Annotated in this window: 11 protein-coding genes; 2 read left to right on the forward strand and 9 right to left on the reverse strand. The window is 68.5% G+C overall.

Going from position 1 to position 10958, the window contains the following annotated elements; translation table 11 throughout:
* Positions 1 to 1885 (forward strand): aminodeoxychorismate synthase component I (gene pabB, locus AC3WQZ_RS34610; RefSeq protein WP_492302076.1); only part of this gene is annotated, 1885 nt, incomplete at its 5' end.
* 9 nt (positions 1886 to 1894) lie between these two features.
* Here the strand turns inward: pabB and AC3WQZ_RS34615 are convergent.
* The 9 genes from AC3WQZ_RS34615 to AC3WQZ_RS34655 form a co-directional block, all read right to left on the reverse strand.
* Positions 1895 to 2593 carry an ATP-binding cassette domain-containing protein gene (locus AC3WQZ_RS34615; protein WP_010815031.1) on the reverse strand — a complete coding sequence of 233 codons (699 nt, stop codon included), beginning with the start codon at positions 2591 to 2593 and terminating at the stop codon, positions 1895 to 1897.
* Positions 2590 to 3288: an ABC transporter permease gene (locus AC3WQZ_RS34620; RefSeq protein ID WP_010815030.1), complete on the reverse strand. Its 699-nt coding sequence runs from the start codon at positions 3286 to 3288 to the stop codon at positions 2590 to 2592. The genes AC3WQZ_RS34615 and AC3WQZ_RS34620 overlap by 4 nt, the downstream gene beginning before the upstream one ends.
* A 4-nt stretch (positions 3289 to 3292) precedes the next feature.
* Positions 3293 to 4114: a 3-methyl-2-oxobutanoate hydroxymethyltransferase gene (panB, locus tag AC3WQZ_RS34625; protein ID WP_010815029.1), complete on the reverse strand. Its 822-nt coding sequence runs from the start codon at positions 4112 to 4114 to the stop codon at positions 3293 to 3295.
* A gap of 99 nt (positions 4115 to 4213) precedes the next feature.
* A complete protein-coding gene (locus AC3WQZ_RS34630) occupies positions 4214 to 4855 on the reverse strand; it encodes a deoxynucleoside kinase (RefSeq protein WP_010815028.1) in 642 nt (213 codons plus the stop codon).
* Between the two features lie 56 nt (positions 4856 to 4911).
* The gene (folK, locus tag AC3WQZ_RS34635; protein WP_010815027.1) at positions 4912 to 5451 is read right to left on the reverse strand and encodes a 2-amino-4-hydroxy-6-hydroxymethyldihydropteridine diphosphokinase; all 540 of its coding nucleotides are present in this window, start codon (positions 5449 to 5451) and stop codon (positions 4912 to 4914) included.
* Positions 5452 to 6993, reverse strand: a complete 1542-nt coding sequence (pcnB, locus tag AC3WQZ_RS34640) for a polynucleotide adenylyltransferase PcnB (protein WP_010815026.1) — start codon at positions 6991 to 6993, stop codon at positions 5452 to 5454.
* Between the two features lies 1 nt (position 6994).
* On the reverse strand, positions 6995 to 7669 hold the full coding sequence (locus AC3WQZ_RS34645) for a histidinol-phosphatase (RefSeq protein WP_058697802.1): 675 nt from the start codon (positions 7667 to 7669) through the stop codon (positions 6995 to 6997).
* 92 nt (positions 7670 to 7761) lie between these two features.
* Positions 7762 to 8469, reverse strand: a complete 708-nt coding sequence (hda, locus tag AC3WQZ_RS34650; protein ID WP_058697801.1) for a DnaA regulatory inactivator Hda — start codon at positions 8467 to 8469, stop codon at positions 7762 to 7764.
* Positions 8470 to 8513: 44 nt separating this feature from the next.
* Positions 8514 to 9584: an AI-2E family transporter gene (locus AC3WQZ_RS34655; RefSeq protein WP_010815023.1), complete on the reverse strand. Its 1071-nt coding sequence runs from the start codon at positions 9582 to 9584 to the stop codon at positions 8514 to 8516.
* Between the two features lie 194 nt (positions 9585 to 9778).
* On the opposite strand from AC3WQZ_RS34655, the gene purM reads away from it, so the two are divergent.
* A complete protein-coding gene (gene purM, locus AC3WQZ_RS34660) occupies positions 9779 to 10831 on the forward strand; it encodes a phosphoribosylformylglycinamidine cyclo-ligase (protein ID WP_011615979.1) in 1053 nt (350 codons plus the stop codon).
* The last annotated feature ends 127 nt before the right edge of the window (positions 10832 to 10958 follow it).

Genomic DNA, 10958 nt, shown 5'->3' on the forward strand with positions numbered 1-10958 from the left:
CCCGCAAGCGGGCGAGGGGAGCACCCAGCCAGGGGGAGGAGATGTCTTCGTCCTTCTCGACGACGCCACGGCCCCGGCGGCGCAAGCCGCATCACGCCTCTACACCGGCTTCATCCGTGAAGACGTCTTGCCCGCCGGCAGCGACATCGCGCAACTCGACACCATGCTTGCCGAAGGCTGGCGCCAGGGCTGGCATGCCACCCTGTTTGCCCCCTACGAATTCGGCGGCGCGCTGGTCGATGCCCCGGTGCACACCGGCAACGCGATGCCGTTCCACGACGGCGCGCTGCGCCTGCTGTGGTTCCGCAACCTGCGCCGGCTCGATGCCGCGGCGGTCACGGCGTGGCTGCAGGCGAAAGCCGACCCCAGGCCGGCGGGCCTGATGGACGTGGCCTCCGATACCTCCCGCGAGGCATTCGACGATGCCATCGCCCGCATCCACCAGTGGATCGAAGCCGGCGACACCTACCAGGTCAACTACACCCAGCGCCTGCACTTCGATGCCTTTGGCGACCCGGTGGCGCTGTATGCCGCGCTGCGCGCCGCGCAGCCGGTGCCGTATGGCGTGCTGGCCAGCCTGCCGGATCGTGCCACGGTGCTGTCGCTGTCGCCCGAGCTGTTCGTGCGCCACGACGGCCAGGGCCACCTGCTGACCCGGCCGATGAAGGGCACCGCGCCGCGCTCGGGCGATGCCGTGCGCGATGCGCAGGCCGCCGCCGCGCTGGCCGCCGATGCCAAGAACCGCGCCGAGAACGTGATGATCGTCGACCTGCTGCGCAACGACCTGGGGCGCATCGCGCAGCCGGGCAGCGTGGCGGTGCCGGAGCGCTTTGCGGTGCAGCCGTTTGGCGCGGTGCTGCAGATGACCTCTACCGTCACCGCGACGGCGCGGCCCGGCACGCGCTTTGGCGCGCTGATGGCGGCGCTGTTCCCGTGCGGCTCCATCACCGGCGCGCCCAAGCGGCGCACCATGCAGATCATTGCCGAACTGGAAGGCACGCCGCGCGGGCTGTACACCGGGGCGATCGGCTGGATCGATGTGCCAACCGACGAAGGCACCGCGGGACCGTTCGCGCTGTCGGTGGCAATCCGCACGCTGGTACTGGCGCCTCTCGCGGATACCGGCCTGCGCGCGGGTGAAATGGGCGTGGGCGGCGGCATCGTCCATGACAGCGTCGCGGCGGAGGAGTTCGATGAATGCGGCTGGAAGGCGCGTTTCCTGACGCGGCACGATCCCGGTTTTACGCTGTTCGAAACCATGCGCGTGCAGGACGGCGAGTGCCTTTACCTGGCGCGGCATCTTGCGCGCATTGGCGCTTCGGCACATACGTTCGGCTTCGCTTTCGATGCCGATGCGGCACGCAACGCGGTGGCCGCGCAGGTAGCGCAGCTGGGCGCGGGGACATGGCGCCTGCGTATGAGCGTGGACAAGCGCGGCGCGCTCGCATTTGCCAGCGGCGCGGTGGCACCGATGCCGGCCGGTCCGGTCAGGATCGATATCGCCCCCGAGCCACTACCCGCCGCCGATCCGCTGCGCCGCCACAAGACCAGCGCGCGCGCAGTGTTCGATGCGGGCTGGCAGGCCGCCGAGCGTGCCGGTGGCTTTGACCTGCTGTTCTTCAACACGCGCGGTGAGCTGCTGGAAGGCGGGCGCAGCTCGGTCTTCGTCCGTATCGATGGCCGCTGGCTGACGCCGCCGCTGTCGGCTGACATCCTGCCCGGCGTGATGCGCGCGGTGGCGCTGGACGAGGGAGGGGCGGCCCTGGGCGCCCCCGGCGAAGTGGTGACGGAAGCGGTGATCACGCGCGCGATGCTCGCGCGCGCCGAGGCCATCGTCCTGGTCAACGCCTTGCGCGGCGCGATGCCGGCGACGCTGAGTCAGTAAGCCTGAAGACTAAGGGTGGTGCGTGTCCAGGACGCCGTCGCCCAGCTTCCAGCGCACCACGCCCGGCAGGTTGATCAGCTCGCGGTCGTGGCAGATCATCACCACGGTGCGGCCTTCGGCGGCCAGGTCGCCGACCAGCCCAATCACCTGTTCGCGCGCATGGCCGTCCAGGCTCGAGGTAGGCTCATCCAGCAGCAGCAACTCCGGCTCCAGCACCTTGGCGCGCGCCAGCGCCACGCGCTGGATCTCGCCGCCTGACAGGTATTCGGGCGCGGTGTCCTGCAGGTGCGACACGCCGGCCCAGCCCAGCGCCTCGCCCACGCGGCGGGCGATCTCGTCGCGCGGCATCCCGCGTGCGTGCAGGCCGTAGGCGATGTTCTCGCGCACCGAGGTGCGGAACAGGTACGGATGCTGGTGCAGGTAGGCAATGCGCTGGCGCAACGCCGGCGGCAGCGGGGAGAGGGGGGCGTCGTGCGCCTGGCCGTGCGCGTCGGTCCACTGCGCGCTGGCGCCGGGTGCCGGCTCCAGCCCGGCCAGCATGCGCAGCAGCGTGGTCTTGCCGGCGCCGTTCATGCCGGTCAGCACGATCGCGGTGGCGCGCGGGATCACCAGCCTGTCGATGGCAAAGAGCTTGCGCAGGCCGATGGTGCGCGCCAGCCCTCGCACGGTCAGCAGCGGGCTGTGGTCATGGGCAACTGAGGGGGTCATCGGCGGAAGCCTCCGGCACCCTGCAGCCAGGCCATGCCGATATTGACCAGCAGCGCCAGCGCCACCAGCACGATGCCCAGCGCAATGCCCTGGGCGAACTCGCCCTTGCTGGTTTCCAGCGCAATGGCCGTGGTGATGGTGCGGGTCGAGCCTTCGATATTGCCGCCGATCATCAGGGCCGAGCCGACTTCGGCAATCACGCGCCCGAAGCCGGCGACCACTGCCGCCATCAGCCCGAAGCGCAGTTCGCGGATCACGGTCAGGAAGGTGCGCCAGCGGCCTGCGCCCAGCACCCAGGCGGTCTCGCGCAGGCGCACGTCGGCGCCCTGCAGGGTCGACAGCGCAAACGCCAGCACCACCGGGAAGCCGATCACCGCCTGCCCCAGCACCATGCCCGCCGGCGTGAACAGCAGGTGCAGGCTGCCCAGCGGGCCCTGGCGCGTCAGCAGCAGGTAGAGGACCAGCCCGACCAGCACGGTCGGGAACGACAGGAAAGCCTGCGCCACCACCACCACCGCACGCCGGCCCGGGAACTGCCGGGTGGCGATCAGCCAGGCCGCGGCGATCGCCGGCACCGTGGCCAGCGCCAGTCCCAGCACCGCCACCATCAGCGAGGTCCAGACGATGAACCACAGGCCAGCGTCGCCGCTGGCCAGCAGGCGGAAGGCGTCGGCGGTGGCGGTGCCGATCTCCACCGGCTCAGGCGGAGAAGGTGTGCTCGGCGGCGGGGAAGCTGCCGTCCTTGACGGCGGCCACGTAGGCGCGCACGGCTGCCTCGATCGAGGTCTGGCCGTCCATGAAGTTGCGCACGAACTTGGCCTTGCGGCCCGGGTAGACATTGAGCATGTCCTGCAGCACCAGCACCTGGCCTGAGCAGTCCGCGCCCGCGCCGATGCCGATGGTGGGGACCGTCAGCGATTGCGTGATCTCGCCGGCCAGCGCCGCGGGCACCGCCTCCATCAGCACCACCTGCGCGCCGGCGGCCTGCAGCGCCAGCGCGTCGCGCTTGAGCTGGGCCGCGCCGGCGTTGGTCTTGCCCTGCACCTTGAAGCCGCCCAGCGCGTGCACCGACTGCGGCGTCAGGCCGATATGCGCGCATACCGGGATGCTGCGCTCGACCAGGAACTTGACGATGGGCGCCAGCCAGTCGCCGCCTTCGAGCTTGACCATCTGCGCGCCGGCCTTCATCAGCGTGACCGCGCTGGCAAACGCGGCCTCAGGCGTGGGATAGGTGCCGAACGGCAGGTCCGTCAGCAGCAGCGAGGTCTGGTTGCCGCGCGCCGCGCATTCGGTGTGGTAGGCCATCTGTTCCAGCGTGACCGGCAGCGTGGTCTGCTGGCCCTGCATCACATTGCCCAGCGAATCGCCGACCAGGATCATTTCCACGCCGCAGTAGTCGAGCAGCGCGGCGAAGCTGGAGTCGTACGCGGTCAGCATGGCGATTTTCTCGCCGGCGTCACGCATCGCCTGCAGTTTGGGAATCGTGATGGTCTTGCGGGAGGGATCGAGGAGGTAGCTCATGGCAGTGCCCATATAGGACGGCTTTGCCGGTGCCGGGAGGGCCGCCCGCACGGCAACGACAGCCGTCGTTATTGTGTTGGGTCTGGCAGGCGTGGCCTGTCAGGGCGCAGCGAGATTGAGAAAGGCCTTGCGGCCGCGCATGTTTTCGATGCGCGACAGTAGTGTACGGAAATCGTCATCATTGTCCACCGGATTGAAGTGGGCGGTGTCGACCACCATCACCGGGGCGTCGTCGTACCGGTGGAACAATTCGCCGTAGGCGCCGGCCAGGCGCTGCAGGTAGTGTTCGTCGATGCCGGCCTCGCCGGGCTCGCCGCGGCGCACGATGCGCTCGCGCAGGAGCGACGGGGTGGCCTGCAGCACGATCACCAGGTCGGCGCGCTGCGGCGGCAGGTCAAGGCGTGCGGCGATGGCGTCGTAGAGCGCCAGTTCGTCGTCGGACAGCGTCAGCGCCGCGTGCAGCCGGTCCTTGGCCATCAGGAAATTGGTGACCATGCGCTGTCCGGCCAGCACCCCCGCCTGCCATTGCTGCAGCTGCACCGCGCGCTGGGTCAGGCACCACAGCTGCAGCGCCAGCGCATGGCGCGCGGGATCGCGGTAGAAGGGTTCGAGGAAGGGGCTGCGGCGTGCGCTGTCGGGCAGCTCCTGGGCCTGCAGCGTGCGCGCCAGGCGCTGGGCCAGCGAGGTCTTGCCGGATCCGACGGGGCCTTCGACGACGATGCGGCGCAGGTGATCGAGCATGGCGTTCCGGGCTTCAGTGGGGTGGAAGGCTGCGCCGCGGGCGCAGCCGGGCGGGGTCAGCCAGGGCTGCCGCCATCGCCGGTCTCGCCAGCGGCGGCCTGCATGCGCAGGCACTTGCAGGTGGACACCTTCTCGATACGCTGCGCGCCCACGCCGGCCAGGTAGTCGGCGGCGCGTCCGCGCCCGGGGATGGCCAGCGCGGCGTCCAGCTCCAGCAGCGGCACCAGCGTGAAGGCGCGCTCGGTCAGGCGCGGATGCGGCACCGTCAGGTGCTCGTGGTCGTGCTGCTCGTCGCCGAACAGCAGCAGGTCCAGGTCCAGCGTGCGCGGCGCGTTGCGGAACGGCCGCTCGCGGCCGAACTGGTCTTCGATGTGGTGGCAGATGCGCAGGAGCTGCGCCGCGGTGAACGAGGTCTGCACCTTGACCACCGCGTTGTAGTAGTCGTCGCCGCCGGCATCGACCGGGGCGGTGCGGTAGAGCGATGAGCGCGCCAGCACCGTGATGCCGACCTGCTGGGCCAGACACACGATGGCGTCCTTGATGGCCTGGCGGGCATCGCCAAGATTGGCCCCGATGCCGATGAAGGCAAGCGTCATTTAGGTTTCCTCCGGCTGGCCGGGGCCGGCATGTGCTGCCTCGCCCGCGTCCGTGTCGCTCCGGGAAGACACTTTATCCGATTTCCGCGGACCGCGCCGGCGGCGCTTCTTGCGTGCCGGGCCTTCGCCCTCGGCGCCCTGGCCACCCTGACTGCCATGACCGCCTTGACCACCAGGGCCGCGCGCGCTGCGTACCGCGTCGATCAGGTCCTCGCGCTCGCCCGGGTCGGCGTCCTGGAAGTCCTGCCACCAGGCGGCCAGTTCCTCGGGCAGCTCGCCCGACTGGCAGCGCAGGTGCAGGAAGTCGAAGCCGGCACGGAAGCGCGGCGACTCCAGCAGCCGGAACGGCATGCGGCCCACGCGCTTTTCAAAGCGCGGCTGCATGCCCCAGATATCGCGCATGTCGGTGACAAAGCGGCGCTGGATCGCCAGCTGGCCGGTCTGCTTTTCCAGCACCATGTCCATGGCGGTGTTCAGCGCGGCGATGGCGTGCTCGCCCTCCTCGCGCAGCCTGGTCCAGCGCTGCAGCACGTGGTGCCACAGCAGCGCGGCGAACAGGAAGCCCGGCGAGACCGGCTTGCCGGCCTGCACGCGGCGGTCGGTGTTGTCCAGCGCCAGCTGCACGAAGCGCTGGCCCATGGGCTGCTCCAGCGCCACGTCCAGCAGCGGCAGCAGGCCCTGGTGCAGGCCGGCCTTGCGCAGCTCCTGCAGCGAGGCCCAGGCGTGGCCGGACATCAGCAGCTTGAGCATCTCGTCGAACAGGCGCGCGCTGGGCACGTTGTGGATCAGCGACGCCAGGCCGGCGATCGGGTGGCGCGTGGCCTCGTCGATGTCGAAGCCGGTCTTGGCGGCGAAGCGCACCACGCGCAGCATCCGGATCGGGTCTTCGCGGTAGCGCGTGACCGGGTCGCCGATCATGCGCAGCGTGCGCGCGCGGATGTCTTCCATGCCGTGATGGTAGTCATGCACGGTCTGCGCGGCCGGGTCGTAGTACATCGCGTTGATGGTGAAGTCGCGGCGTTCCGCGTCTTCGGCCTGCGAGCCCCACACGTTGTCGCGCAGCACCCGGCCCGAGGCATCGATCGCATGGGTCTTGCTGTCGAGCTCGGCGCGCTTGAGGCGGCGGCCTTCGGGCAGCGTTTCGCTGGCGATGGCGTCGACCAGCGCGCGGAAGGTCGAGACCTCGATGATTTCCTGCTCGCGCCCGCCGTAGAAGGTCACGTGCACGATCTGGAAGCGCCTGCCGATGATGCGCGAGCGCCGGAACAGCGCCTGCACCTGGTCGGGCGTGGCGTTGGTCGCGACGTCAAAATCCTTGGGCTTGATGCCGAGCAGCAGGTCGCGCACCGCGCCGCCCACGATGTAGGCCTGGTAGCCGGCCTGCTGCAGCGTGGAGGTGACCTTGACGGCATTGCGCGACAGCAGCGCGGGGTCGATCTGGTGTTCGTCGGCGCCGACGATGCGCGGCGTATGGGCGCGGCCGGTGCGGCGCAGCTTGGGGCTGGGTTTGCCCAGCAGCCGGGTAATGAGCTTCTTGATCACGTCAGAACAGATCCATGATGCGCCAGCCGGCCGCGGCGGCGTGGTGGCGCAGGCGATCGTCCGGGTTGGTGGCGATCGGCTCGGAGACTTTTTCCAGCAAGGGCAGGTCGTTGGCCGAGTCGCTGTAGAAGGTGGTAGTTTCGAAGTGGTCCCACTGCGCGCCCTGGCTCCTGAGCCAGGATTCGACGCGGGTGATCTTGCCTTCGCGGAAACTGGGCACGCCGTGGACCTCGCCGGTGAACTGGCTTTCCGGCTTGCCGTCGATGGTGGCGGGCTCGGTGGCGATCAGGTGCTTGATGCCGAAGGCCGCGGCGATCGGCGCGGTGACAAAGCTGTTGGTGGCGGTCACCACGGCGCACAGGTCGCCGGCTTCCAGGTGCTTGTAGACCAGCGCGCGCGCCTGCGGCGTGATCACCGGGTCGATCACCTCGTGCATGAAGCGCACCCGCATGGCATCGAGCCGGTCGCGCGGGTTGGCCGCCAGCGGCGCCAGCGCAAAGCGCAGGAAGGCCTGGATATCGAGGGTGCCGGCTTTGTAGTGGCCGTAGAACTCGTCGTTCTTCTGCCGGTAGGTTTCCTCGTCGACGACGCCCAGGCGGACCAGGAAGCGGCCCCATTCATGGTCGCTGTCGGTCGGGATCAGGGTGTGGTCGAGGTCAAAGAGTGCCAGATTCATGGGCGGCGATTTTACCTTAAGGCGAGAGGTCGGGCGGGCAGGCAGGCAGGCGCCGGGGCCGCATTGGGTGCGGTATGGGCGCCGATCCGGCGCTAATCCCGGAATTCAGCAAACATTTCACGCAGCAGCGGCAGCGTCACCGGCCGCTTGCGTTCCAGCGAGTAGGTGTCGAGCGCGTCCAGCAGCGCCATCAGGCTTGGCATGTCGCGGTAATGCCGCGTCACCAGCCAGTGCGTGATCTCCGGCGACAGCTGCAGGCCGCGCTCGCGTGCCGCATGCAGCACAACGGCCTTCTTGTCGTCGTCCGACAGCGGCGCGACCTGGTACACCAGGCCCCAGCCCAGGCGCGTGCGCAGGTCTTCGCGCACCGGCATCGCGCGCGGGGCCAGGCCGCCGGCCACCACCAGCGCGGTGCGCACGTGGGCGCGCACCTCGTTGTAGAGCGAAAACACCGCGATCTGGCGCGCTTCATCCAGCAGCTCGACGTCATCGACGGTGTAGAGCTGGCACCACGGGTCGAACAGGAAGTCCGACAGCGGGTGGTGTGGGCTCAGGTAGCGGCTGCGGATGCCGTGCTGCGGCCCGGCCTCACATAGCGCGTGCAGCAGGTGGGTACGGCCGCAGCCGACCTCGCCCCACAGGTAGACCAGCCGGTCGCTGGCGTGCTCCTGGGCGAGCGCGGCGGGCAGTTCGCGCAGGCGCTGCACCGCTTCGCGGTTGGATGCCACCACGAAATTCTCGAAGGTCGAAGGCGGCGGGCTGCCCAGCTCGAGCGACAGTTGCTTGGGACGCGGGGACATGACGTATGGCTAACTTGCGGGTGTGGGCAGCAGTGGGGCAGCCGTTATTTTCGGTACAGGTCGCTGGCCAGGTAAACCCGCCGCAGCTGCCGCGCACCGACCAGCAGCACGGCACAAGTCGGCAGCGCCAGCAGCACGCCGAAGAAGCCGAACAGCTGGCCGAAGGCGAGCAGCGCGAAGATCACCACCAGCGGGTGCAGGCCGATGCGTTCGCCCACCAGGCGCGGGGTCAGGTAAAAGCTCTCGATAAACTGGCCGAAGCCGTAGACCACCGCCACCGCGGCCAGCCCGTACCAGTTGCCGAACTGCAGCAGCGCGGCCAGGATCGCCATGACCAGCCCGACACCAAAGCCAATATACGGGATAAACACCGCCAGTCCCGTGAAGACCCCGACCGGCACGCCGATATCGAAGCCGGCGATGGTCAGACCGATCGAGTAGATCGCCGCCAGGATCACCATCACCAGGATCTGGCCGCGCAGGTATTGCGACAGCAGCGCGTCGGTCTCGTTGGTCAGTTCGCGCACCTTGGGCACCCAGCGGCGCGGCACCACGCCCTCGATGCGGCGCATCACCATGTGCCAGTCCATCATCAGGTAGAACATGACGATGGGCACGATAAAGACGATGCCGGCCACCGTGATCAGCGCCGAGCCCGACATCTTGACGTAGTTCAGCAACACCACCAGCAGGTCTTCCGGGCTGGCGGAGAAGCGGTCCGACAGCATGTTGCGCAGGCCCGGGAAGTCAAAGCGGATGCGCACGCCGAACTCCGCCAGCCGGGGCGAGACCACGGAGTTGAGCTTCTTCAGCAGGATCGGCAGCTGTTCGCGGATCTGCGGGATCTCGCGTTGCAGCACCGCGATTGCCAGCAGTACCAGCATCACGCAGATCACCGTCAGCAGCAGGATCATCAGCGTCACGCCGACTGCGCGCGGCACCCGGCGGCGCTGCAGCCAGTCCACGCCCGGGTTCAGGACATAGGCGAAGATGAACGCGAACAGGAACGGCGTCAGCACCGGCGCCAGCGCGATGATGGCGGCGAACAGCGCGACGGCCACGACGACCCAGAGCAGGATACGCTTGGCCTCTTGGTTCAACAGCGGGGCATTCATCAATAGTTGGGAAGGACGGGCGACTGCGCCGTTTGCGGCGGAATCTCGCCGGAAACTGGAAGCGGGGGGCCTCTATCCGTTAAAATTGCAATTCTACTGGACTCGCGCCCGCGTTCCGATGCCAAGCAACGGAAGCCGCGGTGGCCCGAGCGCCGGATTCCTCACTTTATTTCCTCCAGGACAAGCAGGTTCCCATGAGCGCATCCCCGACCGCCGGCCAGGCAGGCCTTTCCTACCGCGACGCCGGTGTTGATATCGATGCCGGCGACGCACTGGTCGACCGCATCAAGCCGTTTGCCAAGCGCACCATGCGCGAAGGCGTGATGGCGGGCATCGGCGGGTTCGGTGCGCTGTTCGAACTGTCGAAGAAGTTCCAGGAGCCGGTGCTGGTATCGGGCACCGACGGCGTGGGCACCAAGCTCAAGCTTGCGTTCCAGCTCAACCGCCATGACACCGTCGGCCAGGACCTGGTCGCCATGAGCGTCAACGACATCCTGGTGCAGGGTGCCGAGCCGTTGTTCTTCCTCGACTACTTCGCCTGCGGCAAGCTGGACGTGGACACCGCCGCCACCGTGATCCAGGGCATCGCCCGCGGTTGCGAACTGGCCGGCTGCGCCCTGATCGGCGGCGAAACCGCCGAAATGCCCAGCATGTACCCGGACGGCGAATACGACCTGGCCGGCTTTGCCGTCGGTGCGGTCGAAAAGAAGAAGATCATCGACGGCAGCACCATCACCCCGGGCGACGTGGTGCTGGGCCTGGCTTCGTCGGGCGCGCACTCCAACGGTTACTCGCTGGTGCGCAAGATCATCGAAGTGGCCAGGCCGGACCTGAACGCCGACTTCCACGGCCAGCGCCTGCAGGACGCGATCATGGCGCCGACGCGCATCTACGTGAAGCCGCTGCTGTCGCTGATCGAAACCCTGCCGGTCAAGGGCATGGCCCATATCACCGGCGGCGGCCTGACCGAGAATGTGCCGCGCGTGCTGGCGCAGGACGTCACCGCCGTGCTCAAGCGCGATGCCTGGACGCTGCCGCCGCTGTTCCAGTGGCTGCAGGCGCAGGGCCGCGTGGCCGACGACGAAATGCACCGCGTGTTCAACTGCGGCATCGGCATGGTCGTGATCGTGGCCAAGGAAGACGCTGAACGCGCCATCCGCCACCTGCAAGCGGCCGGCGAGGCCGTGTGGCAGATCGGTGAGATCCGCGAACGCGCCGAGGGCGAGGCGCAGACCATCGTGGTCTGACGACACCGAAGCCTTCCGGCAAGAACGGCGCATGCCTTAGGGCATGCGCTTTTTTTTGGTTCATCGCCGATCTGCGTGACCGTTTAGAAACAAAAAGGGCCAACAAGCCCACCACTGTTATCTTGGA

This window comes from Cupriavidus sp. FW305-26, from assembly GCF_058787975.1.